The sequence below is a fragment of the Geodermatophilus sp. DSM 44513 genome (assembly GCF_032460525.1).
Classification (GTDB): domain Bacteria; phylum Actinomycetota; class Actinomycetes; order Mycobacteriales; family Geodermatophilaceae; genus Geodermatophilus.
Genome location: NZ_CP135963.1, coordinates 4,354,195 through 4,377,718, shown reverse-complemented (window position 1 = coordinate 4,377,718; position 23,524 = coordinate 4,354,195). Strand labels below are relative to the sequence as shown.

Annotated in this window: 23 protein-coding genes; 8 read left to right on the top strand and 15 right to left on the bottom strand. The window is 74.8% G+C overall.

Annotation, left to right across the window (positions count from 1 at the left end; genetic code table 11):
- Positions 1-3 precede the first annotated feature (3 nt).
- The 4 genes from RTG05_RS21175 to RTG05_RS21160 all read right to left on the bottom strand — a co-directional run bounded on the left by RTG05_RS21175 (position 4) and on the right by RTG05_RS21160 (position 2,644).
- Complete coding sequence (locus RTG05_RS21175) at positions 4-495, bottom strand: Rv3103c transmembrane domain-containing protein (RefSeq protein WP_166526755.1); 492 nt, start codon at positions 493-495, stop codon at positions 4-6.
- Positions 492-1,388, bottom strand: a complete 897-nt coding sequence (locus RTG05_RS21170) for a mechanosensitive ion channel family protein (RefSeq protein WP_166526754.1) — start codon at positions 1,386-1,388, stop codon at positions 492-494. Before RTG05_RS21170 ends, RTG05_RS21175 begins: the two co-directional genes overlap by 4 nt.
- A 63-nt stretch (positions 1,389-1,451) precedes the next feature.
- Complete coding sequence (locus RTG05_RS21165) at positions 1,452-2,243, bottom strand: thioesterase family protein (protein WP_166526753.1); 792 nt, start codon at positions 2,241-2,243, stop codon at positions 1,452-1,454.
- Positions 2,244-2,266: 23 nt separating this feature from the next.
- Positions 2,267-2,644 carry a hypothetical protein gene (locus RTG05_RS21160; RefSeq protein WP_166526752.1) on the bottom strand — a complete coding sequence of 126 codons (378 nt, stop codon included), beginning with the start codon at positions 2,642-2,644 and terminating at the stop codon, positions 2,267-2,269.
- Positions 2,645-2,862: 218 nt separating this feature from the next.
- Here RTG05_RS21160 and RTG05_RS21155 point away from each other — a divergent pair, with 218 nt between their 5' ends.
- The 4 genes from RTG05_RS21155 to RTG05_RS21140 all read left to right on the top strand — a co-directional run bounded on the left by RTG05_RS21155 (position 2,863) and on the right by RTG05_RS21140 (position 7,314).
- Positions 2,863-4,710, top strand: coding sequence for a BCCT family transporter (locus RTG05_RS21155; RefSeq protein ID WP_166526751.1), 1,848 nt, complete (start codon positions 2,863-2,865; stop codon positions 4,708-4,710).
- 69 nt (positions 4,711-4,779) lie between these two features.
- Complete coding sequence (locus RTG05_RS21150; protein ID WP_166526750.1) at positions 4,780-5,184, top strand: VOC family protein; 405 nt, start codon at positions 4,780-4,782, stop codon at positions 5,182-5,184.
- Between the two features lie 43 nt (positions 5,185-5,227).
- Positions 5,228-6,175: an EamA family transporter gene (locus RTG05_RS21145; RefSeq protein WP_166526749.1), complete on the top strand. Its 948-nt coding sequence runs from the start codon at positions 5,228-5,230 to the stop codon at positions 6,173-6,175.
- A 182-nt stretch (positions 6,176-6,357) separates the two neighbouring features.
- Positions 6,358-7,314, top strand: coding sequence for a siderophore-interacting protein (locus tag RTG05_RS21140; RefSeq protein ID WP_166526748.1), 957 nt, complete (start codon positions 6,358-6,360; stop codon positions 7,312-7,314).
- Between the two features lie 67 nt (positions 7,315-7,381).
- On the opposite strand, the gene RTG05_RS21135 is transcribed toward RTG05_RS21140, so the two are convergent.
- From RTG05_RS21135 to RTG05_RS21115, 5 genes are all read right to left on the bottom strand, one after another.
- The gene (locus RTG05_RS21135) at positions 7,382-8,269 is read right to left on the bottom strand and encodes an ABC transporter ATP-binding protein (RefSeq protein ID WP_315912113.1); all 888 of its coding nucleotides are present in this window, start codon (positions 8,267-8,269) and stop codon (positions 7,382-7,384) included.
- The gene (locus tag RTG05_RS21130) at positions 8,266-9,342 is read right to left on the bottom strand and encodes a FecCD family ABC transporter permease (protein WP_208104698.1); all 1,077 of its coding nucleotides are present in this window, start codon (positions 9,340-9,342) and stop codon (positions 8,266-8,268) included. The genes RTG05_RS21135 and RTG05_RS21130 overlap by 4 nt, the downstream gene beginning before the upstream one ends.
- On the bottom strand, positions 9,339-10,415 hold the full coding sequence (locus tag RTG05_RS21125) for a FecCD family ABC transporter permease (protein ID WP_315912112.1): 1,077 nt from the start codon (positions 10,413-10,415) through the stop codon (positions 9,339-9,341). The genes RTG05_RS21130 and RTG05_RS21125 overlap by 4 nt, the downstream gene beginning before the upstream one ends.
- A gap of 105 nt (positions 10,416-10,520) precedes the next feature.
- On the bottom strand, positions 10,521-11,240 hold the full coding sequence (locus RTG05_RS21120; protein WP_166526747.1) for a mycothiol-dependent nitroreductase Rv2466c family protein: 720 nt from the start codon (positions 11,238-11,240) through the stop codon (positions 10,521-10,523).
- Positions 11,237-11,656 carry a DUF2237 family protein gene (locus RTG05_RS21115; protein WP_315912111.1) on the bottom strand — a complete coding sequence of 140 codons (420 nt, stop codon included), beginning with the start codon at positions 11,654-11,656 and terminating at the stop codon, positions 11,237-11,239. Before RTG05_RS21115 ends, RTG05_RS21120 begins: the two co-directional genes overlap by 4 nt.
- Positions 11,657-11,717: 61 nt before the next feature.
- On the opposite strand from RTG05_RS21115, the gene RTG05_RS21110 reads away from it, so the two are divergent.
- Positions 11,718-13,709: an acetoacetate--CoA ligase gene (locus RTG05_RS21110; RefSeq protein ID WP_166526745.1), complete on the top strand. Its 1,992-nt coding sequence runs from the start codon at positions 11,718-11,720 to the stop codon at positions 13,707-13,709.
- Between the two features lie 69 nt (positions 13,710-13,778).
- Here RTG05_RS21110 and RTG05_RS21105 read toward each other — a convergent pair whose 3' ends face one another.
- Entirely contained in the window at positions 13,779-14,942 is a 1,164-nt protein-coding gene (locus RTG05_RS21105) for an ATP-binding protein (protein WP_166526744.1), read from the bottom strand.
- On the opposite strand from RTG05_RS21105, the gene RTG05_RS21100 reads away from it, so the two are divergent.
- Positions 14,928-15,799, top strand: a protein-coding gene (locus RTG05_RS21100) for an IS5 family transposase (RefSeq protein WP_396349614.1) whose coding sequence is annotated in 2 segments (ribosomal slippage) — positions 14,928-15,300 and positions 15,300-15,799 — 873 coding nt in all. Because the reading frame shifts where the segments join, the coding sequence is not laid out codon by codon here. The two genes, RTG05_RS21105 and RTG05_RS21100, sit on opposite strands and share 15 nt — an antisense overlap.
- Positions 15,800-16,126: 327 nt before the next feature.
- On the opposite strand, the gene RTG05_RS21095 is transcribed toward RTG05_RS21100, so the two are convergent.
- The 4 genes from RTG05_RS21095 to RTG05_RS21080 all read right to left on the bottom strand — a co-directional run bounded on the left by RTG05_RS21095 (position 16,127) and on the right by RTG05_RS21080 (position 21,210).
- The gene (locus RTG05_RS21095) at positions 16,127-17,077 is read right to left on the bottom strand and encodes a carbohydrate ABC transporter permease (RefSeq protein ID WP_208104697.1); all 951 of its coding nucleotides are present in this window, start codon (positions 17,075-17,077) and stop codon (positions 16,127-16,129) included.
- Positions 17,077-18,006 carry a carbohydrate ABC transporter permease gene (locus tag RTG05_RS21090; protein WP_166526743.1) on the bottom strand — a complete coding sequence of 310 codons (930 nt, stop codon included), beginning with the start codon at positions 18,004-18,006 and terminating at the stop codon, positions 17,077-17,079. The genes RTG05_RS21095 and RTG05_RS21090 overlap by 1 nt, the downstream gene beginning before the upstream one ends.
- 22 nt (positions 18,007-18,028) lie before the next feature.
- Entirely contained in the window at positions 18,029-19,423 is a 1,395-nt protein-coding gene (locus tag RTG05_RS21085) for an ABC transporter substrate-binding protein (RefSeq protein ID WP_166526742.1), read from the bottom strand.
- 80 nt (positions 19,424-19,503) lie between these two features.
- Positions 19,504-21,210, bottom strand: a complete 1,707-nt coding sequence (locus RTG05_RS21080) for a glycoside hydrolase family 13 protein (RefSeq protein WP_166526741.1) — start codon at positions 21,208-21,210, stop codon at positions 19,504-19,506.
- Positions 21,211-21,266: 56 nt separating this feature from the next.
- Between RTG05_RS21080 and RTG05_RS21075 the strand changes: the two genes are divergently transcribed.
- The gene (locus RTG05_RS21075; protein ID WP_315912110.1) at positions 21,267-22,016 is read left to right on the top strand and encodes an SDR family oxidoreductase; all 750 of its coding nucleotides are present in this window, start codon (positions 21,267-21,269) and stop codon (positions 22,014-22,016) included.
- Between the two features lie 64 nt (positions 22,017-22,080).
- Complete coding sequence (locus RTG05_RS21070; RefSeq protein ID WP_166526740.1) at positions 22,081-22,458, top strand: FKBP-type peptidyl-prolyl cis-trans isomerase; 378 nt, start codon at positions 22,081-22,083, stop codon at positions 22,456-22,458.
- 96 nt (positions 22,459-22,554) lie between these two features.
- Here the strand turns inward: RTG05_RS21070 and RTG05_RS21065 are convergent, their stop codons facing one another.
- Positions 22,555-23,517 carry an NAD(P)H-dependent flavin oxidoreductase gene (locus RTG05_RS21065; protein WP_166526739.1) on the bottom strand — a complete coding sequence of 321 codons (963 nt, stop codon included), beginning with the start codon at positions 23,515-23,517 and terminating at the stop codon, positions 22,555-22,557.
- Positions 23,518-23,524 lie beyond the last annotated feature (7 nt).

The window sequence follows — 23,524 nt, the reverse complement described above, 5'->3', positions numbered from 1 at the left end:
GACTCAGGTCCCGGGCGCGCCGGTCGCGGTCGGCACCGCGGGCGTCGGGGTCGCCGTCGGCGTGGGCTCCGGCGCCGCCGTCGGGTCCCCCGTCGGTTCCTCCGTCGTCGGGTCCGCGGTCCCCGTGGGGGTCTCCTGCCCGGCCCCGCCCGGTGCGGTGGGGGTCGGGACGGCGGAGGTCCGGGGCGCCGTCGTGGGGACCGCCGTCGTCGGCGCGGCCGGCTCCGTCGGCACCCCCGGGACCACGGGCGCCGGCGTCTGCACCGTCGAGTCGGTCACCGGGACCGTGCGGGTGACCGGGTCCGGCGGGCGGACGTACAGGTACAGCACGTAGCAGCCGACGAACAGCAGCGCCAGGACGACGGTGGAGGTCCGCGCCCGGCCGAGGTGGTGCGGCACCGCGGACCACCAGCGGGGTGGGGCGGCCGGCGGCGCGGTGCTCACCGACAGCGCGCGCGGCGGCTGGCCCGGGCCGTTCGTCTCCGGGGCGGTCACCGCACACCGTCCGCCGACGGCGCGGGTGCCTCCGCCGGGTGCGAGACCGCCGAGTGCGCCGGCACGTTCAGGCCCTCCCGGCGGAAGGCCGTGACCACGCGCGCCCGCAGGTCGCGGCCGACGTCGAACTGCTTGCCCGGCAGCGTGCGGGCCACCATCCGGACGTTCACCTGCTCCAGGTCGATCGTCTCGACCCCCATGACGCTGGGCGGGTCCAGAAGCAGCGGGCGCAGCGCCGGGTCGCGGAAGGCCTCCGCGCCGACCTGCCGGAGGAGCTCGTTGACCCGGGTGACGTCGCTGCTGGTCGGCACCGGGACGTCGACCACGGCGCGCGCCCAGTCCCGGGAGAGGTTGGTGACCTTCACGATCTGCCCGTTCGGCAGCGTGACCACCTCGCCGTTGGCCGAGCGCAGCCGGGTGATCCGCAGCGTCACGTCCTCGATCGTGCCGTCGGCCGGCTCCACGCCGCCGACCACCTGGATGCTCACCACGTCACCGAACCCGTACTGCCGCTCGGTGATGATGAAGAAGCCGGCCAGCACGTCGCCGACGACCCGTTGCGCCCCGAAGCCCAGTCCGACACCCAGCACGGTCGCCGGCGCCACCAGCCCGCCGACCGGGATGCCCGCCCGGTCCAGGACGGCGAACACCGCGACCGCGTAGACCAGCACGATCAGCGTCCAGGTGATCACCTGGGTCAGGGAGTGCCGGTGCTTGGCCGCCTCGGAGCGCACCAGCGCGTCCCCGCCGGTGGCGCGGGCGTCGATCCGGTCGGTGATCTTGTCGCCGACCCAGGAGACGAACCGGGCCAGCAGCACCGACCCGAGCACGAGCAGGACGATCTCCAGGCCGCGCCCGGCGAGCCAGGTCAGCAGTGGGTCCAGGGGTTCCATCGGGTCCCAGCCTCCCCGGCCGGGGAGGGCCCTGCCAACCCGGTCACCCGGTCAGCGGGCCGGTCAGCGGGTCTCGACGAACAGCGTGTGCGAGGAGCGGCCGATCCGGCCGGTGGCGTCGTACAGGTCCGCGAAGCACTGCCCGGCGCCGCCCGGGCCGATCGTGGTGGCGGCGTCCACGCCGAGCCACGCGCCGGCCGGGGGCCGCACGAGGGCCACGGTGAGGTCGACGTTGGCGAACGTGGCCCGCGTCCAGTCCAGGACGGCGGAGATGCCGCTGGCCGCGTCGGTCATCACCAGCAGGTGCTGCAGCGGGGTCATCGGCTCGCCCTCGACGAGGGTGCACAGCGGCCGGGTCCACGCGGCGGCCGGGCCGGGGGAGTTGAAGGAGCCGTGCGCGAAGCGCCAGTCCAGCGCCCGGTGGTAGGCGACGTCGGTGGTGAAGAAGGCGGCGGTCTCCGGACGGCACCGCTCCGGTCCGGGCAGCGGGACGCCGACCTCCGGGGTCCCCTCGACCGCCGACGTCCGCAGCCGCCACGCGGTCAGCCGCATCGAGGGGCGGTCGGCGGTCCCGGCGGTGAGCACGGCCTCGACCAGCTCGATCCGCCGTCCCGGGCGCAGCAGCCGGGCGGTGACCTGCACCGGGCCCACCGGCACCGGCGCGAGGATGTCGAAGGCCAGCCGCACGGTCTGCCCGTCGGGGATCGCGGTGACCCGCTCGGCCTCGCGGGCCAGCAGCGCGGCGACCGGCCCGGCGTGCTGCAGGCCCGGGTCCCAGGGCCCGATGGTGAGGTCGGTGGCGCGGAAGCCGTCCCCGTCGGGCAGGTAGAGGGCGGTGGGCAGCGCGGCGGTCACGGAGGCCGAGTCTGCCGCCGCCCTCAGCCGCCGGAGCGGCGGGTCTCCCACACGGCGAACGCGGTCCACGCCGCGGCCACGGCCGCGGCGACCACCCACAGCCAGCGCACCGAGGACCCCGTGGGGTTGGACAGCACCAGCAGCACGGCCACGACGAGGACGGCCCCGGCCAGTGGCGGGGTGCGCAGCAGCGTGCCCAGGGTGTCCGGCCCCGGGACGGTGACGAACACCACCAGCGCGACCACCACCAGGAAGGCGCACAGCGCGCCGAGGAAGGCCGCCGTCACGCCCCACTCGGCGGGCAGGCCGACGGCGCCCAGGGCACCGAGGACGGCGCCCACGGCCAGCCACAGCAGCGTCTTCCGCCGCCGCGACGACCAGGGGGGACGCGGCTCGGTCACGGTGTGGTGCTCCTCCCTGCCGTGGTCCCGCAGACCCGGTGCGGCCGACGTGTCGCCGGGCGAGTGTGCCCGGCCTCCAGGGCGGACACACGGCACCCGACCGCCCCGGCGCGCCGGTGTGCCCGGTTCCGGCGGGCCCGCCCCGACTGGCGCCCTCCCTACGGTGGGGGGACAGCCGTCTACCGAGGAGGGGGTGCGCCGGAACCGGCGCTCACCACGTGACCACCACACCCACGCACCGCACGACGTCCCCACCGTCCCGACCACCAGCACCGTCCGACGCCTCGGGGGCCCACCCCGCCGTCGCCCAGCCACCGCTGTCGCCGGCCGACCACGGCAGCGCCCTGGACCGTGGGGTCTTCGGCGTCTCCGCGGGGATCGCCCTGGCCTTCGTCGTCTGGGGCCTCGCCAGCCCGGCGGGCCTGGGGTCGGCGAGCGGCACCGCCCTGGAGTGGGTGCAGACCAACCTCGGCTGGCTGTTCGTGCTGCTGGCCTCGGCCTTCGTCGTCTTCGTGATCTGGCTCGCGGCGGGGCGGTACGGCCGCATCCCGCTGGGCCGCGACGGCGAGGCGCCGGAGTTCCGGACGGTGTCCTGGGTGGCGATGATGTTCAGCGCCGGCATGGGCATCGGGCTGATGTTCTTCGGCGTCAGCGAGCCGCTGTCCCACTACGCCTCCCCACCCCCGGGCACCGTGGCGGCCGAGACCCCCGAGGCCGTGCGGACAGCGATGGCGACCACGCTGTTCCACTGGTCGCTGCACCCGTGGGCCATCTACGCCGTCGTCGGGCTGGCCATCGCCTACGGCACCTTCCGGCGCGGCCGACGGCAGCTGATCAGCGCGGCCTTCGCGCCGCTGTTCGGCCAGCGCCGCACCGAGGGCCCGGCGGGCAAGGTCATCGACGTCCTCGCGATCTTCGCGACGCTGTTCGGCTCGGCGGCCTCGCTCGGCCTGGGCGCGCTGCAGATCGGCAGCGGCGCGACGATCCTCGGCTGGGCGGGGGAGGCCGGCAGCGGCCTGCTCGTGGTGGTCATCGCGGTGCTGACCGCCGCCTTCGTCGCCTCCGCCGTCTCCGGCATCGCCCGCGGCATCCAGTGGCTGGCCACGATCAACATGGTGCTCGCCGTCGTCCTGGCGGTGTTCGTGTTCGTCGTCGGTCCGACCGTGTTCATCCTCAACCTGCTGCCGACGACGATCGGCAGCTACTTCGCCGACCTGGGCGACATGGCAGCTCGTACCGAGGCCGGCGGTGGCGACGCCACGGCCGAGTGGCTGCGCGGCTGGACGGTCTTCTACTGGGCCTGGTGGATCAGCTGGACGCCGTTCGTCGGGCTGTTCATCGCCCGGATCAGCCGCGGGCGCACCATCCGCCAGTTCGTCACCGGCGTGCTGCTGGTGCCCAGCGTGGTCAGCCTGGTCTGGTTCGCCGTCTTCGGCGGCGCCGGGATCGCCGCCCAGCAGGGCGGGGTGGACATCGCCGGGGCGGCGACCACCGAGGGGCAGCTGTTCGGCGTCCTCGACCGGTTCCCGCTGGCCACCGTCACGACCGTGCTGGTCATGGTGCTGGTGGCGGTCTTCTTCGTGTCCGGGGCGGACGCCGCCTCGATCGTCATGGGATCGCTGTCCGAGCGCGGCACGCTGTCCCCGAGCCGGACGACGGTCGTCTTCTGGGGGGTCGTCATGGGCGCGGTGGCCGCGGTCATGCTGCTCGTCGGCGGCGACGCGGCACTGACCGGGCTGCAGAACGTGACGATCGTCGCGGCCCTGCCGTTCGCGCTGGTGATGGTCGGCCTGGCGGTGTCGCTGGCCAAGGACGTGCGCTCGGACCCGCTGGTGCTGCGCCGCACGGCCGGGACCGAGGCCGTGGAGGAGGCCGTCGTCGAGGGCATCACCCGGCACGGGGAGGACTTCGTCCTGGTCGTCGAGCCGGCCCGGTCCGCCGGCCGCGACGGTCTGCCGCACACCCCTCCCGGCAGCGCGCTCCGGACGGCCGCGGGACGCCGCAGCACCGACGGCCGGCGCACGGTGCGCGACGTCGGCTCGCCGATCCCCGACCGCCGCCGATGACTCCGGCCGGTCGGCTCCGTCTGTACTCCTGACGGGGCCGGCCGGGCCCCACGACGAGCGGAGCCCCCCGTGCGCTGGATCTTCGTCAACCTGCCCGTGGCCGACCTGGCCGCGGCCCGGGCCTTCTACGCCGGCCTCGGCTTCGGCTTCGACGAGCACTTCTCCGACGAGCGGACGGCGTCGGTCGTCGTCGCCGACAACGTCGTCGTGATGCTGTTGACCCGGGACCGGTTCGCCGACTTCCTCCCCGACGCCGACCGCCTCGGTGACCCGTCACGCACCACCACGGTGCTCAACGCGCTGTCGGCCGGCAGTCGGGAGGAGGCCGACGACCTGCTGGCGCGGGCGCTGCCCTCGGGTGGGCGGCGGTGGATGCCGGCGCAGGACCACGGCTCGATGTCCGGCGTCAGCTTCACCGACCCCGACGGCCACGTCTGGGAGGTCGTCTGGATGGACCCTGCCGTCCTGCCGTGAGCCGTAGGGGGCTCGGGGTGCGACGGTCGCTACATTCGACGGCGTGCCCCGGCCCCCGCTCGGTTACGCCCTGACCGTCGCGGCCGCCGGCCTGTTCGCGGTCAACGGCACGGTGTCCACGCTGGCCCTGCAGGCCGGCGTGCCGGCGCCGTGGCTGACCGCGCTGCGCTGCGGCGGCGCGGCCGTCGTCCTGCTGACCGTGCTGGCCGTGGTCGCGCCCGCGCGGCTGCGGCTGTCCTGGCGGGAGGTGCCGTTCCTCGCCGCCTTCGGCGTGGTCGGCGTCGCGCTGACCCAGTGCCTGTACTACGTGGCGATCGGCCGGCTGCCGGTCGGCATCGCGCTGGTCTTCGAGATGACCGCGCCGGTGTTCATCGCGCTGTGGGTGTGGCTGGTGCGCGGCGAGCGGGTCCGCCGGCGGCTGTGGGCCGCGCTGGGGCTGTCGCTGTCCGGGCTGGTGCTGGTCGCCGAGGTCTGGGAGGGCGGCGGCTCGCTGGACGCCGGCGGGGTGGCCGCGGCTCTCGGGGCGGCGCTGTGCCTGGCGACGTACTACCTCATGGGGGAGCGGGGCACGACCACCCGCGACCCGGTGGGCCTCACCTGCTGGAGCTTCGTCGCGGCGGCCCTGTTCTGGGCGGTCGCGGCGCCGTTCTGGCCGCTGGACCCCGCGGTGCTGGGCAGCTCCGTGCCGGTCTCCCTCGGCTCGCTGCAGCTGCCGCTGTGGGTGCTGGTCTGCTCGATCGTCGTCCTGGGCGCGGTGCTGCCGTTCTGGCTGTCGCTGTCCGCGCTGCGCCACCTGCCGCCGACGACGGCCGGGCTGGTCGCCACCGTGGAGCCGGTGCTGGCCTCGGTGGTGGCCTGGCTGTGGGTGGAGCAGGTCCTCTCGGCGTGGCAGGTGCTCGGCGGGGTCGTCGTCCTGGCCGGGATCGCCCTGGCCCAGACCGCGCGGACGGCGCGCCGACCGGCCCCGGTGCCGGAGGCGGCCCCGGCCTGAGCGCCCCGTCCCGTCCCGTGCTGTCCCGTACCGGCGAGATCGGCGATCTCGCACGGATCGGCGGCCGGAACCGTGCGAGACCGCCGATCTCGCCGCGTGAGCCCCGCCGCCTCAGCCCGCCGGCTGAGGTGAGGCTAACCTGACCGGGGCGGCGCACCGGCCGGCCGGGACGGGGGCGACGCATGACCACCACCGTGCAGCCGGCGGTCGTCACCGCGCCCGCCTGGCGGTTCTTCGACGCCGCGGTCGCCGCGGTCCGCCGGCTCGGCCCCAGCTCCGTGCGGCTCACCCTCACCGGCCCGGGGCTGACCGGCTTCGGCGCCGCGGGTTGTGACCAGCGGTTCAAGCTGGTGCTGTCCCGCGACGGCGACGGGCTGGACCGGCTGCGCGCGTGCGGCGCGGACTGGTACGCCGCGTACCGCGCGATGCCCGAGGAGCAGCGGCCGGTGCTGCGCACCTACACCGTGCGGGCGGCCCGCCCCGCACGCGCCGAGCTCGACGTCGATGTCGTCCTGCACGGCGTGCGGGAGGGGCACGCCGGCCCGGCCGCCAGCTGGGCGGCCGCCGCCGTCCCGGGCGACCCGGTCGTGCTGCTGGGCCCGGACCGGCCGTGCCCCGACCCTGCGACTTGCGGCCGGCCGTGGGGCGTGGAGTGGGCGCCGCCCGCGCGGGCCCGGACGCTGCTGCTGGCCGGCGACGAGACCGCCGTGCCGGCCGTGTGCGCCATCCTCGAGTCGCTGACCGGCGAGACGCGGCCGGTCACCGCCCTGCTGGAGGTTCCCGGGGCCGCGGACGCGGCCGACGTCGTCCTGCCGGCGGGAGCCACCCTGCGCTGGCTGCCGCGCGACGGCGCGCCGCGTGGGTCCCGGCTGGTGCCGGCCGTGCACGCCGCACTGGGCGAGCTCGGTGTCGTGGCCGCGCCGGCCGCGCCGCCGGAGGAGGTCGGCGACGAGCTGCTGTGGGAGGTCCCGGACGCCGGGCCCGGCGACGACGGCGCGGCCGCGGGCTGCTACGCCTGGCTGGCCGGTGAGGCCGGCGTGGTGACCACGCTGCGCCGCCGCCTGGTGGGCGACCTCGGCGTCCCCCGCGGGGCGGTCGCGTTCATGGGCTACTGGCGCCAGGGCGTCGCCGGACCGTGACGCCATGGAACGGCCCCGCGTCAGGGTCCCGGCCCGAGCTCGCGAGGGCAGGGGGACGCGGGGTCCTTCATCGGATGCGGCGGACCGGCACCACCATCGGTGAGCCCACCACCGGGTCGGGCACGACCCGCGCCTCCAGGTCGAACACGTCGGCCAGCAGCTGCTCGGTGAGCACCTCGCGCGGGGCACCGGAGGCGACCAGCGCGCCGTCGTCCATCGCCACCAGCCGCTGGGCGTAGCGGGCGGCCAGGTTGAGGTCGTGCAGCACGACGACCACGGTGCGCCCGCGCTCGGCGTGCAGCCGCGCCACCAGCTCCAGGACGTCGATCTGGTGGGACAGGTCCAGGTAGGTCGTCGGCTCGTCGAGCAGCAGCAGGTCGGTGCCCTGGGCCAGCGCCATGGAGATCCAGGCGCGCTGCCGCTGGCCGCCGGAGAGCTCGTCGACCGGCCGGTCGGCGAGGTCGGCCATGTCGGTCCAGGTCAGCGCCTCGGCGACGGCCACCTCGTCGTCGCGCGACCACTGCCGCAACCACGACTGGTGCGGGTGCCGGCCGCGGGACACCAGGTCACCTACGGTGAGCCCCTCGGGGGCGACCGGCGTCTGCGGCAGCAGGCCGAGCACCCGGGCCACCTCGCGGGTCGGCGTGCGCGCGATCGCCCGCCCGTCGAGCAGCACCTGCCCGGAGACCGGCCGCAGCAGCCGGCCCAGCGCCCGGAGCAGCGTGGACTTGCCGCAGCCGTTCGGGCCGACGATCGCGGTGAACGAGCCGTCGGTGAGCTGCAGGTCCAGGTCGCGGACCACGACCCGGTCGTCGTAGGCCAGGTTCACCGACTCCGCGGCGAGACGGACCGGTCCCCTCCGGGGCGCCCGGGTGCCCACGGGGTCCGGACCCGTCGGGCGCAGCGTGGCCGGGTGCGGGGTCGCGGGGTGCAGGGTCGTGGGGTGCAGGGTCACAGCGTGGATCGCCGCCTTCCGCGGACGAGGAGCCAGAGCAGGTAGGGCGCGCCGACGGCGGCGGTGAGCACGCCCACCGGCAGCGCCTGGGGCAGCACCGTGCGGGTGAGCAGGTCCGCGCCGACCACCAGCACCGCGCCGAGCAGGCCCGAGGCCAGCAGCGGCGGGCGCGCCCCCCCGGTCAGCCGGACGGCGACCTGCGGCACCACCAGGGCGACGTAGGCCACCGGGCCGGCCGCGGCCACCGCGGCCGCGGTGAGCCCGACGGCGACCAGCACGACGCACACCTGGGTCGGGACCAGCCGCACGCCCAGGCCGCGGGCGGTGTCGTCGCCGAACTGGACGGCGTCCAGCGCCCGACCCGCGGCCAGCGCGGCCGGCAGCAGGACGGCGAGGGCGGCCAGCAGCGGTACCGCCTGTGACCAGGTGCGGGCGTTGAGCGAGCCGGTGATCCACACGTAGGCGCTGGCGGCGTCCTGGACGTCGGCCCGGGTGAGCATCCAGTCCACGAGCGCGGAGGCCACCGCCCACAGCGCGATGCCCACCAGCACCAGCCGGTAGCCGTCCAGGCCGCGTCGCCAGGCGAGCGCCACCAGGAGCAGGCCGGTGGTCAGCGCACCGGCGAGGGCGGCCAGCGGCACCCCGGCGCCGGCGACCAGCCCGGAGCCGGCCGGCCCGCCCAGGACGATCGCCGCGACCGCACCGGCCGACGCGCCCTGGCTGATGCCGAGCACGTCGGGGGAGGCCAGCGGGTTGCGCGCGGTGGTCTGGAACAGCGCCCCGGCCACCCCGAGGGCCACCCCGACGAGGGCGCCGACCACCACCCGGGGAGCGCGCAGCTGCCAGACGACCAGCTCCTGCCGCTCGTCGCCCAGGCCCACCAGGGTGCGCAGCACGTCGGCCAGCCCGATCGGGAAGTCGCCGCGGCCGGTGCTGACCGCGGCGAGCAGCACGACGGCGACCACGGCGCCGGCTCCCACGCCGAGCGGCCGCCAGCGCAGCCGCCCGGACACCGGCCCGACCCGGACGACGGTCTCCCCGCGCCGGTGCACCCGCTCCGCCGTCGCCGTCACGTCGCGGCCAGCCGTCGGCGGCGGATCAGCGCGATGAAGAACGGCGCCCCGACGAGCGCCAGGACGATGCCGACCTGCAGCTCGCTCGGGCGGGCGACGACCCGACCGACCACGTCGGCCAGCAGCAGCAGCACCGCGCCGAGCAGCCCCGAGCAGGGCACCAGCCAGCGGTGGGAGGGGCCGGTGAACGCCCGCACGACGTGCGGCACGACCAGCCCGACGAAGGCGATGGGCCCGCAGGCCGCCGTCGCCGCGCCGCACAGCAGGGTGACCGCGCCCAGGCCGACGAGCCGCGCCGGCCACACCCGCTGGCCCAGTCCGCGGGCGACGTCCTCACCGAGGCCGAGCAGGTCCAGGGCCGGGGCGTTCAGCAGCGCCAGCACCAGACCGACGGCGATGAACGGGGCGACCTGCCAGGCGACGTCGGCACCGCGGCCGGCCAGCGAGCCGACCACCCAGAAGCGGAAGGCGTCGAGGCTGTCGGTGTCGCTGACCAGGACCGCCCGCACCAGCGCGTAGAACAGCGCCGACAGCGCGGCGCCGGCCAGGGCCAAGGTCACCGGCGAGGCGCCGCCGCGGCCGGCCGAGCCGAGGGCGAAGACCAGCACGGTGCCCACCAGCGCGCCGGCGAAGGCGAACCAGACGTAGCCGGCCGGTGTCCCGACGCCGAGCAGGTGGATGGCCAGGACGACGCCGAGCGAGGCACCGGCGGTGACCCCCAGCAGGCCCGGGTCGCCGAGCGGGTTGCGGGTGTGGCCCTGCGCGAGCGCGCCGGCGAGGCCGAGGGCCAGGCCGGCCATGAGCCCGATCGCGGTCCGCGGCACCCGCAGCTCGCGGACGATCACCGTCTCCTCGGTCGGCGGGCCCGGGTCGGTCAGCGCCTGCCAGACCGCGTCCAGGGCGATGACCCGGGAGCCGACCGCCACGCTCAGGGCGGCCGCGGCCGCGACCAGGACGAGCAGCAGGAGCAGGCCGAGCAGCCGGGCACGGCGTCGCCGCAGCAGGCCGGCGCCGGCCGCGGCGGCAGGAGCCGCCCCGGGTCGCCGCACGGCAGCGTCGGTCGTGGCGGACACGAGCGGCTCCCGGAGCGGACGGCGTAGGCCAGCCTCACCTTAGTGGTGACGACACCTGTTCGGCTCCCCGGCCCCGCCCCGCGCCGGCGAGGGGCAGGGGGTTCCTCAGCGGTGCTGCCGTCGGCTGCCCCCGTGCCAGTCCTCCTGCCGGCCCGCCTCGCCCGGGCGGACGCCGAAGGCCGGCAGCTGGGGCCGCTCGCGCAGGCTGCGCTTGAGCTCGGCGAACCCCGGGAAGGTGGCCAGGCCGACGACGTGGTCCCAGAGCTCGACGGCCTCCTCCGCCGACGGCAGCCGGCTGATCACCGGTCCGAAGAAGGCCGCGCCGTCCGGGGGGCGGAAGTGCAGGATCGGCGTGCCGACGTCCTTGCCGGTCAGGGCGAGGGCGGCGTCGGTCTCCTCCTGGATCCCGGCGTCCCACGACCCGTCGTCGACGGCGGCCGCGAGCCCGGTCGGCAGGCCGGCCTCGGTGAGCACCTGCTCCACGAACTCCCGGCTGGTGGCCCGCTCCGGTGGCGGCTGACCGGCCGGGTCCTCGAAGACGTGCCGGCCGAACGTGGCGTACAGCGGGTCCAGGGCCTGCGGGCCGTGCTCCGCGCGGGCGGCGGCGGCCACCCGGAGCAGGTGCAGCCCGGCGGTGTGGCCGGCCTCGTACTCCGGCGGGAACTGCGCGTCGTAGTCGACGTGCCGGTTGAGCAGCCGCAGCGAGATCAGCCGCCACTCCACCCGGTACTCGCGCTGCTCGGCGACCGTGCGGACCCACTTGGAGGTCATCCAGGCGAAGGGGCAGACCGGGTCGAACCAGAAGTGCAGGTCGGCGTCGCTCACGTCTCTCCTCGGTCCAGGGCGCTCAGGTCGTCGGGGACGTCGACCGCGTGCTGCCGCAGCGCCTCGATCGGCACCACCTCCAGCGCGCGGGCGTTGGTCGCCGCCAGGACGACCCCCGCCGCCGCACCGGCCTGGTGGGCCTGCAGCCACCGCACCGCCACCACGCACCACCGGTCGCCGGGGCGCAGGCCGGGGAAGCCGTACTCCGGGCGCGGGGTGGACAGGTCGTTGCCCAGCTGCCGCTGCAGGGCCAGGAACTCGGCGGAGACCACGGCGCACACGGTGTGGCTGCCGACGTCCTCCGGTCCGCTGCTGCACGTGCCGGTGCGGTAGAAGCCGGTCACCGGGTCGGTGCCGCACGGCTGCAGCGGCCCGCCGAGCACGTTGGTCTCGCCCTCGGTCCGCGGCTCGGTCACCCGGCCCATCCTGCCGCCGGACGGCGGTCCGCGCCGCCCGGGGCGGTGGCAGGGTGGGGGTGTGAGCACCGACACGCCCGCCGTCCTCTGGCAGCCCACGCCCGACTCGATCCGGGCCACCCGCCTCGCCCAGTTCGCCCAGCGGGTGTCCGCCCGGCGCGGCATCGACCTGGGCGACGGGGGCGACTACGACGCGATCTGGCGGTGGTCGGTGGAGCACCTGGACCAGTTCTGGGCCGAGGTGGCCGACTGGTCCGGCGTGCTGCCCGGCGTCCCCGACGACCGGGTGCTCACCCGCCGCGCGATGCCCGGCGCGGAGTGGTTCCCCGGCACGTCGGTGAACTTCGCCGAACAGGCCCTCCGGCACCCGGCCGACGGCGCGGTCGACCCGGCCGCCCCGGCGCTGATCGGCAGCGCCGAGGACGCCGACCCGGTGGAGACCAGCTGGGCGGAGCTCCGCGGGCAGGTCGGCGCGTTCGCCGCCACGCTGCGCCGGCTCGGGGTGCAGCGCGGCGACCGGGTGGCCGGCTACCTGCCCAACGTCCCCGAGGCCGTCGTCGCCTGCCTGGGTGCAGCGGCCGTCGGCGCGGTGTGGTCGTCGGTCGCCCCGGACTTCGGCACCCGCGCCGTGCTGGACCGCTTCGCCCAGATCGAGCCCACCGTGCTGGTCGCCGTCGACGGCTACCGCTGGAACGGCCGGGAGTTCGACCGGCGCGACGTCGTGGCCGAGCTCCGCACGGCGCTGCCCACCGTCCGGACGACGATCGCCGTCCCCCGGCTGCACCCCGGCGAGCTGCCCGACGGCGCTCTCTCCTGGGCCGAGGCGGTCGCCGACGTCCAGGAGCCGGTGTTCGAGTCCCTGCCCTTCGACGCCCCGCTGTGGATCGTCTACTCCTCGGGCACCACCGGGCTGCCCAAGGGCATCGTGCACGGCCACGGCGGCGTCACCCTCGAGCAGCACAAGCAGCTGGGCCTGCACGCCGACGTCGGCCCCGGCGACCGGTTCTCCTGGTACGCCTCCACCGCCTGGATCATGTGGAACATCACGCTGTGCGCGCTGCTGCGCGGCGCCACCGTGGTCGTCCACGACGGCGCCCCGACGCACCCCTCGGCCACCGCGCTGTTCGACCTCGCCGAGCGGACCCGGCTGACCTACCTGGGCACCAGCCCCGGGTACCTCATGGCCTGCGAGAAGGCCGGCGTCCGGCCCCGGGACACCCACGACCTGTCCGCGCTGCGCTCCATCGGCGTCACCGGCTCCCCGCTGCCGGCGTCGTCCTTCTCCTGGGTGTACGACGCCGTCGAGCCCGACGTGTTCCTGGGCTCGATCTCCGGTGGCACCGACGTGGCCACGGGGTTCGTCGGCTCCACGACGCTGCTGCCGGTGACCGCGGGGGAGCTGCAGCGGCCGATGCTGGCCGTCGCCGCGGCTGCGTGGGACGAGGACGGTCACCCGGTCACCGGCGAGCTCGGCGAGCTGGTCATCACCGAGCCGATGCCGTCGATGCCGCTGTACTTCTGGGCCGACCCCGACGGCACCCGCTACCGGGAGGCGTACTTCGAGCCGTGGCCGGGGGTGTGGCGGCACGGCGACTGGCTGGAGGTTACCGAGCGCGGCACCTGCGTCATCACCGGCCGGTCGGACTCCACGCTCAACCGCGGCGGCGTCCGGATGGGCACCGCGGACATCTACGCCGCGGTCGAGTCGATCCCCGAGGTGCGCGACTGCGTCGTCCTCGGCGTCGAGCAGCCCGGCGGCGGCTACTGGATGCCGCTGTTCGTGCAGCTGGCCGACGGTGCGGAGCTGACCGAGGAACTGGTGATCCGCATCCGGGACGCCATCCGCCGGCAGGCCAGCCCGCGGCACGTGCCCGACGAGGTGCTCGTCGTCCCCGCCGTGCCGCACACCCGCACCGGCAAGCGCCTGGAGGTCCCGCTCAAGCGGCTGTTCCAGGGCGTCGACCCAGCGCGGGCGGTCAACGTGGGCGCCGTGGACGACCCGTCGGCGGTCGAGCACTACGTGCGGCTGGCCGCCGAGCGCGCCGCCCGCTGAACCGGGCCGGGCTCAGCCCTTCTCCGCGCCGGCGGTCAGCCCGTTCAGGGGGCGTAGAAGGCAGGGCCTCTAGGCGGCGGGCGGCTGTCTACGATTCCGTGGCCGGCGAGTGGGTTCATGCGGTTCCAATTGAAAATGACGTCGCATGTAGTCGCCGAACTGGGGGACGGTGAAGGCCGTGTACCCGAGCCGGGGTGAGTAGACGAGGCCTCGGCGGATCAGCGCCTCCCGCACCGTGCCCGTCTGCGTCGAAGACCGAAGCCCGAGGGTGGCAGCGACGTCGCCGGTAGGGACCTCGGCTTCACCCGCTTCGGCCAAGGCGCGCAGGTACCGGCGTTGAGCGTCAGTCACGCCCCCAACTCGTGCCTTGAAGAAGCTAGTGTCTAGCTCGTCGCGGACGATCGCCTCAGCACGTTGAACGTCGTCAGCGGTGACTAGGTCAGATCCCTGTGCTGTCGACCAGACAATGCTGCCGAAGACCTGAAGGAAGAACGGATACCCTTCGGTAAAGTTGATCATGTGCTGGACGGCGGCGGGCTCGTAGTTGACGCCACGCTCGTGGGCGGGCTTGGTGATGGCGTATTCCGCCTCGCTCGGTGCCAGCGGGCCGATGAGCGAGTTCGTGAAGAGGCGCTCAGCGTATGACTTCGCCTCACCGGCCAACTCGGGAAGCATCGGGAGTCCAGCCCCTACGCAGGTAACGGGGAGCCGGCGCTGCACAACCTTGTGAAGCGCAGTGATGAAGGCTCCGAGCGGTTCCGCGGGTGCAAACTGAAGCTCATCGAGTAGGAAGATCACACCACGTCCCCGCTCAGCTGCTGCCTGACCTAGCGTGACGATGACGTCGGTCATGTCCATGGTGAGATCGCCAGAGTCAGCGATGCCTGGCTCCGGGTCCGGGAAACCGGCCCAACTGATGCCCATGGTGCCGTCGACGCTCGCATTGAGGGTGAGCCCTCTCAGCGCTGCGGCGCACTTCTTGCCGAACCCACTCCAACGGCTAGGGGCGTCGAGCGTTAGCAGGGCTCGACGGGTCAGTCGGAGGAGGAGGGCAGTGAAGTTGGTGTTCTTGGTGACCTCGCCCTCAACGACAATCCACTCCTGTTGTTCGGCGATCTCGCTGAACCTGTTAAGCAGGACGGTCTTGCCCACTCCGCGGAGGCCGGTGACTAGGCCCTGTCCTGGCGATCTTGCATCGGTGTGATTCAGGCTTGGTCCGTGGTCGGCCGACATGAACTCACCGACGCCGCCTGGGCCCGGATCGAGCCGCTGCTGCCGGCGACCGGTGGTCGGGGTGGGCGGTGGCGCGATCACCGGCAGGTGATCAACGGCATCCTGTGGCAGGCCAAGACCGGCGTGCCGTGGCGGGATCTGCCCGAGCGCTACGGGCCGTGGAAGACCGTGCACGAGCGGCTGCGCAAGTGGACCGCCGATGGCACCTGGGACCGCATCCTCACCCAGGTGGTAGTCAAGGATGACGCCGTCAGCGTGGTGGAGTGGACGATCAGCGTGGACTCCTCCTCAGTTCGGGCGCACCAGCACGCCGCTGGCGCCCGGAAAAAGGGGGCTGCAGCGACCCGGTCGAGGCGCTCGCCGTTGACGGCGAGGCGCTCGGCCGCTCCCGGGGCGGGCTGACCAGCAAGATCCATCTGGCCGTGGATGGGCGTGGGCTGCCGCTGTCGGTGCTCTGCACGCCCGGTCAGGCCGGGGACAACCCGCAGCTGCTGCCCTTGCTCGACGGGATCCGGGTGCCCCGCGTCGGCCCCGGGCGGCCGCGCAAGCGCCCCGATCACCTGATCGCTGACAAGGCCTACTCCCATCCCTCCACCCGACGGGCGCTGCGCCGCCGCGGGATCGCGCACACGATCCCGGAGAAGCGCGACCAGCGGGCGCACCGGCGCTCCCGAGGGTCGGCCGGCGGGCGACCGCCGAAGTTCGACCGCGACCGATACAAGCAGCGCAACGTCGTCGAGCGGTGCTTCAACCGGCTCAAGCAGTTCCGCGCCCTGGCCACCCGCTACGCCAAGCGGGCCGCCTACTACCGGGCCACGCTGCTGCTGGTCAGCGCGGTGCTCTGGCTCCGCGCATGATCCGCGGGACAGGCCCTAGAAGGCTCTGCGAGGTCTCCCGTCGGTTCAGCCGAGTGAGCAGGTATCCGAACGAGGCCTCTTGGCCGGCACGTCCGGCCAGCACGAGCGGTCGCGCGCCGGCGTTAGGCGTATACGGGTTGTCACCGGGTACGAGCATGCTTGCGGCCTTTCCGCTGGTTTACGGCGACATAGTAAACCATGAGAAACGACGCAAGGCTCGGCATCTCAGACGAGGCTGGACCAGCGCTCCTGTCGTGCCTCCTCCTGTGGCTGCTGGCCAGTGGCTTCTCAGCGGTCCGGAGAAGGGCAGTGAGTTGGTGAACCGGCTCAGCCCTTCTCGGCGCCGGCGGTCAGCCCGCCGGTGAGCAGCCGCTCGGTGGCGAAGAAGAGGACGACGATCGGCAGCGTCAGGATCACCGACCCGGCCATGAGCACCGTCGTCGGGATCTCGATGCTGCCCGCGAGCTGGGACAGCCCCAGGGACACCGTCCAGCGGTCCCGGTCCTCCACGAGGAAGAGCAGGGCGAACAGGAACTCGTTCCACGCGATCATGAACACGAACAGCGCGTTGGACAGGATCGCCGGTGCCGCCAGCGGCAGGGTGATCCGCCGCAGGACGGTGAACCGGGTGGCGCCGTCCACGGCCGCGGCCTCCTCGATGCTGGCCGGCACGGTCTGGAAGTAGTTGCGCAGCGTGTAGATGGCGACCGCGATCGTCTGGGACACGTACACCAGCACCAGCGGGGCCAGGGCGCCGCGCAGCCCGAGCCGGGTGAAGAACACGAACAGCGGGACGGCGAGCAGGATGCTGGGGAACAGGTAGACGGCGAGGAACAGCACGCTGATCCGGCGGCGGCCGGGGAAGCGCAGCCGGGCGATGGCGTAGCTGCCCAGGACGGCGAAGACCAGCGTCACCGCGACCGTGCCGAGCGCGACCAGGCCGCTGTTGAGCATCAACCGCAGGAAGCCCTGCCCGCCGGACCCGGTGGGGGCCAGCACGTCGCGGTAGGTGTCGACGGTCAGCTCCGACAGCGCCGGCCACAGCCGTCCCGGGTCCTGCAGCAGCGAGCTGAGGTCCCGCAGCGACAGCAGGACCATGTAGTAGAAGGGGAACAGCGTGAACACCGCCAGCCCGACGATCACCACCCAGCGCAGCACGCCGAGCACCCGGGTCTCCACGGTGGTGCGCGACCAGCCCGGCCCGGTGGGGGCCCGGGAGGGGCGGGTGTCGGCCGCGGCGGCCGGCGTCTCCGGCGGCGCCGTCACCATCCGGGTCATCAGGCGACCTCGTCCTTCGCCGCGAACCGGTAGTACACCGTGACCAGGACCAGCAGCACGACGGAGAGCACCAGCGCCTGCGCGGACGCCGCGCCGATGTCCCCGCGGCTGACCAGGTAGTCGAAGACCCGCACGCTGATCACCTCGGTGCCGGCCCCGCCGCCGGTGAGCAGGTAGATGTCGTCGAAGTTGTTGAACGTCCAGATGAAGCGCAGCAGCGCCAGCACCGCGATCGTCGGCATCAGCTGGGGCAGCGTGATGTGCCGGAACACCTGCGTCGGGGTGGCGCCGTCCACCCGCGCGGCCTCCTCCAGCGACGCCGGGGCGGCCTGCAGCCGGGCGGTGAGGAAGAGGAAGGCGAACGGGAAGGACCGCCACATCTCGAACACGATGACGGTGACCAGCGCGGTCGGGCGGTCGGTCAGGAAGGGGATCGGCTCGTCCCAGCCGAGCACCCCGGTGCCGACCTCGTTCACGATGCCGAACTGGGGGTTGAGCATCACGCCCCAGACGAAGGTGGCGGCCACGACCGGCGCCACGTAGGGCAGCAGCAGCGACGCGCGGACGAACCCCCGCCCCCGGAAGGGACGGCGCAGCGCCAGCGCCGCGACCAGCCCCAGCCCGACGGACGCCGCCGTGCCGCACCCGGCGTAGACCAGCGTGGTGACCAGCGCCTGCCAGAAGCCGGGGGAGCCGAACACGTCGGCGAAGTTCTCGACGGTGAGGTCCCCGAACAGCCCGGCGCTGCGCAGCCGGATCAGCCGCAGGTCCTGGAAGGCCAGCAGCACCGTCCACAGGATGGGCAGCACCACGAGCACCAGCACGAGGACGACGGTCGGCGAGATGAGGGCCAGCCCGGTCCGCGCCTCACGCCACCGCAGCGTCCCGCGGCCGGCCCCCGCCGACTGCGCCGCGCGGGGGGACGACACCCTGCTCACTCCAGGGCCCTGCTCACTCCAGCGAGGCGGCGATCTCGCGCAGCGCGTCGGCCGCCTGCTGCGCCGCCCCGGGCGGGTCGACCTCGCCGCCGGTCATGGCGGCGATCGCCTGCGGGACGGGCAGCTCGCCCAGCGCCGCCCCGACCAGGGCGCCCTGCCCCTGCGGGATGCCCCACGGGGAGATGGTGTCCGGCGCGGTGCGCACGGCCTCCAGGACCTCGGGGGAGTAGAGGTCCGACAGCGGCGCCTTGGTGTCCACGCCGGCCGGCAGCGTGGCCCAGGCGTCGATGAACCGCGTCGGTTCCTCGGCCGTGCCCGACCGGGTCGGCACCTTGCCCTCGGGGGAGAAGCCGAGCCACTGCTCGTAGCCGTCCTCGAGCATGTAGCTGACGAAGTCGGCCGCGGCGGCCTGCGCGTCCGCGGTCACCGCCCAGGAGACGATCTCGCCGAACTGGGCCGCGCCGTCGCCGTCCGGGCCGGAGATGGCGGTCACCACGCCGCTGTTCTCCGCGAGGAAGGCCGGGTTGCCAGCGCACTCCGGGCAGGTCGGCGCCGCGTCGGCTCGCAGCCCGGCCATCTCGTCGAGGATGAACGACGACCACACGACCATGGCCGCCTGCCCGGCGAAGTAGGCCGCGCGGGTGGTGTCGACGTCCTGCGCCCCCGCCACGGAGTGGTCGCTGATCAGCCGGTCGTAGAACTCGAAGGAGGCCACGCACGCGTCGCTGTCCAGGGTGACCTCGCCGGCGTCGTCCACCAGCTCGCAGCCGTTGCCTAGGGCCAGGTGCTCGAAGGTCTGCTGGGTGAAGGCGTCGTTGGGCACCGTGGCCCCGACGAAGCCGGCCCGCTCGGGGGTGTCCAGCGCCTGGGCGGCGGCCAGGATGTCCTCGTAGGTCTCCGGCGGCGCCAGCCCCGCGGCGTCGAACAGGTCCTGGCGGTAGACGAGCAGCTGTGCCCAGCCGTCGCTGGGGACGGCGAGCTGCGTGTCGCCGTCCCGGGTGAGCTCCAGGGCCCGCTCGGAGAACGTGTCGGCGCCCAGCCCCTCGACGATCGAGGCCGTGGCGTCGGTGTCGAGCAGCTCGTTGGTCGACAGCAGCTGCACGCCGGCCAGCGGCAGCGCGCCCACGACGTCGGGCAGCTCCCCTGCCGCGGCCGAGGAGGTGAGCAGCTGGTTGAACTGGTTGGGGTCGACGGCGACCAGCTCGACCTCCACGCCGCTGCTCTCGGTGAACGCCGCGGCGATCTCCTCCTGCGCGGCCACCCGGTCGGGCAGGTTCTCCAGGGTCCAGACGGTCAGCAGGCCGCCGTCCTCGCCGCCGCCGGAGTCGCCGGACCCGCAGCCGGCCACCAGCACGCCGGCGCCGACCGCGGCCACCGCTCCCCTGACCCGTCGCCTCGTCGCGCCCATCGAGCCTCCTCGCGGTGACCGGCCCCCTCGCCGGAGTCCCGGACAGTAGCGGCTGATCACCGCGGCTGCGCCCCGAGCGGTCAGGTGCGCAGCACCCGGGCCTCCCACGGCCGCAGCACGGCGGGGTCGCCCCCGGGCAGGTTGCCGAGCACCGGCTCCGCGCCCACGGCCTGCGGCAGCAGCTCGCCGAGCGGGTGCTCCTGGCCGCCCAGGTTGCACACGACGAGCAGCGTGTCGCCGTCCAGGCTGCGGGTGAACGCGTAGAGCTCCTCGTGCTCCGGCAGCAGCATGGTGAAGTCGCCGAGGGCGACCACCGGCTCGTCGTGCCGCAGGGCGACCAGCCGCCGGTGGTGGGCGAGCACCGACGTCGGGTCCCGGCGCTGGGCCTCGGCGTTCCACTCGGTGTGGTCGGGGTTGACGCCGATCCACGGCGTGCCGGTGGTGAAGCCGGCGTGCGGCGAGGCGTCCCACTGCACCGGCGTCCGCGCGTTGTCCCGGCTCATCGTCCGCAGCGCGGCCAGCACCTGCTCCGGGTCCTCGCCGTGCGCCGTCGCCTGCGCGAAGTGGCCCAGCGACTCGACGTCCCGGAAGTCGTCGATGCTCCCGAACGGGGCGTTGGCCATGCCCAGCTCCTCGCCCTGGTAGACGTAGGGCGTCCCCCGGTGCAGGTGCAGCAGGGTGGCCAGGCAGGTCGCGGAGTCCCGCCGGTACCGGGGCGAGTCGTCACCGAAGCGGGACACCGCCCGCGGCTGGTCGTGGTTGTCCCAGTAGAGGCTGTTCCACCCCACGTCGGCCAGCCCGGCCTGCCAGCGGCCGAGGGAGGCCTTGAGGTCGCGCATCCGCAGCGGCCGCGGGCGCCACTTGGAGCCGTCGACGTCCAGCTGCACGTGCTCGAACTGGAACACCATGTCCACCTCGCCCCGCGCGGGGTCGGTGTACAGCCGGGCCTGCTCCACGGTCACGCCCGGCATCTCGCCGACGAGCAGCAGCGACTCCCGCCGGCCGGTGAACACCTCGCGGTGCATCTCCTGCAGGTACTCGTGGACCCGCGGGCCGTCGAGGAAGTGCGGCGTCCCGTCGCCGTGGGGCAGCCCCGGGAGCGGCGGCCCGTCGGGCAGCGACCCGTCCGGGCCGACGGCCTTGCTGATCATGTTGATGACGTCCATGCGGAAGCCGTCGACCCCGCGGTCGAGCCACCAGCGCATCATCGCGTACACCGCCTGGCGGACCTCGCGGTTCTCCCAGTTGAGGTCGGGCTGCTTGCGGTCGAACAGGTGCAGGTAGTACTCGCCGCTGGCCTCGTCGAGCTCCCACGTCGGCCCGGAGAAGAAGGAGTGCCAGTTGGTCGGCTCCGCACCCGGCTGGCCGGCCGCCATGCCCTCCCGCGGCGGGCGCCACCAGTACCAGTCCCGCTTCGGGGAGTCCGGCGACGCCCGGGACTCCACGAACCACGGGTGCTCGTCACTGGTGTGGTTGACCACCAAGTCCATCAGCAGCCTGATCCCGCGGGCGTGCAGGGCGGCGATCAGCTCGTCGAGCTGCGCCAGCGTGCCGAACAGCGGGTCGACGTCGGTGTAGTCACTGATGTCGTAGCCGTTGTCGGCCATCGGCGAGCGGTACACCGGCGAGAGCCACACGACGCCGACGCCCAGGTCGGCCAGGTGGTCGACGCGCCGCAGGACGCCGCCGAGGTCACCGATGCCGTCGCCGTCGGAGTCCTGGAAGGAGCGCGGGTAGACCTGGTAGACGACGGCGCGGGTCCACCAGGCGGGCTGCTCGGGGGTCACCGGACCACCCCAGCACGGGCACCGGCGCCGCGCACACCGCGCTACGGTCCCCGACCGTGCCCCCTGGTGTGCTCCTCGTGACCGGCGGCAGCCGCGGCATCGGGGCGGCCACCGCCCGCGCCGCCGCGGCGGCGGGCTGGTCGGTGGCCCTGACGTTCCAGGACGACGCGCGAGCCGCCGCCGAGGTCGTGGGCGACATCGTGGCGGCGGGCGGGCAGGCGATGGCCGCACGCGCCGACGTCTCGGTCGAGGACGACGTGCTGGACGCCTTCGCCGACGCGGAGACCACCCTGGGCCCGGTGACCGGGCTGGTCGCCAACGCCGGCATCGTCGGGCAGCGGGCACGGGTGGACGAGCTCACCGCCGAGCGGGTGCAGCGGGTGCTCGCCGTCAACGTCCTCGGCGCCATCCTGTGCTGCCGGGAGGCCGTGCGCCGGATGTCCACCCGGCACGGCGGCCCCGGCGGCCCGATCGTGCTGGTCTCCTCGGCCGCCAGCCGGCTCGGCTCGCCGGGGGAGTACGTCGACTACGCCGCCAGCAAGGGCGCCGTCGACACCCTCGGCGTCGGGCTGGCCCGCGAGGTGGCCGCCGAGGGCGTCCGGGTCAACGTCGTCCGCCCCGGGATCATCGACACCGACATCCACGCCAGCGGCGGGCAGCCCGACCGGGTCGACCGGCTGGGGCCCGCGGTGCCGATGGGCCGCGCCGGCACCGCGGAGGAGGTCGCGGCCGCCGTCGTCTGGCTGCTGGGGGAGGACGCCGGCTACTGCACCGGCAGCCTGCTCGACGTCGCCGGCGGCCGCTGAGCAGGTCCGCGGGACCGCTGTTTGGATGGTCGGGACGCACCCGGCACGACCGCGAGGAGACCCGATGTCCCAGCCCGCCCGCCCCGACGTCGAGCCGCCGACCGGCCCGGCCCCCGACGACCTGGTGACGGAGGACATCACCGTCGGCGACGGTCCGGAGGCCAAGGCCGGTGACCTGGTCAGCGCCCACTACGTCGGCGTCACCCACGACGGCGGCGAGCAGTTCGACGCCTCCTGGGACCGCGGCGACCCGCTGGAGTTCCGGCTCGGCGTCGGGATGGTCATCCAGGGCTGGGACGAGGGCATCGCCGGCATGCGGGTGGGCGGCCGCCGCCGGCTGACCATCCCCGCGCACAAGGCCTACGGCGAGCGCGGCGCCGGCGGGGTCATCAAGCCCGGCGCGACGCTGGTCTTCGTCGTCGACCTCATGGGCGTGCGCTGACCCTCGATCCCCGACGATCACGGCGCCGTGACCACGTCCCGGCGCCCCGGGGTGGTCCCGGCGCCGTGATCGCGGCGGACAGGGGAGGAGGCCGGGTCAGGCCAGCAGGTCCGCCGCCGCGCGCAGCGCCCGCTCGGCGTCGGCGGCCAGCTGCCGGACGACGTCGGCGGCGGGCCGCTCGGCGGTGACCAGCCCGACGGACTCCCCGGCGTAGAGCGGGGCGGCGGACAGGTCACCGGTCCGCCGCGCCTCGACCACCCGGCGCCGGGCGTCCGGGTCGGCGGCCAGCTCGGCCTCCCGGCCGTGCCACTCGCGGCTGAAGTCGTTGACCAGGGCCCGGCCCGGCCAGCGCTCGGGCCAGGCCAGCCCCTGCGCGACGTCGAAGGCGCGGGTGAGCACGGTGTCCTCACCGGTGGCCGCGCACACGCGGGCCCGGGCGGCGGGGGAGTTCAGTGCCTCGGGGCAGGCCAGCAGCGGGGTGCCGATCCACACCCCGGCGGCACCGGCCGCCAGTGCGGCGGCCACCCCGGCCCCGGTGGCGATGCCACCGGCGGCCAGCACCGGGCGGTCGGCGAGGGCGAGCACCTCCTGCAGGAGCGGCAGCGTGGCCCGGTGCCCGGTGTGCCCGCCGGCCTCGGTGCCCTGCGCGACCAGCAGGTCGACGCCGGCGTCCAGGGCGCGGCGGGCGTCGTCGGCGGTGTTCACCTGGGTGACCACCGCGATGCCGGCCTCGTGCAGCAGCCGGGTGGTGGGGGTGACGTCGCCGAAGGACACCGACACCAGCACCGGGCCCGCGGCGACGGCGGCGTCGAGCAGCTCGGGCCGTTCGACCAGCGCCCAGGCCATCAGGCCGATGCCGAACGGCAGGCCGTCGGCGGCCGGGACGGCGGCCTGTTCGGCGACGAACTCCGGGGTGGCGGCGTTGCCCACGCCGACCATCCCCAGGCCCCCGCCGAGCGACACGGCCCGGGCGAGCGAGCCGCCGGCCACACCGGCCATCGGGGCCCCGACGACCGGTGCGGTCAGGCCGAACCTGCGGGTGAGCGGCGTCCGGATCACGGCGTCA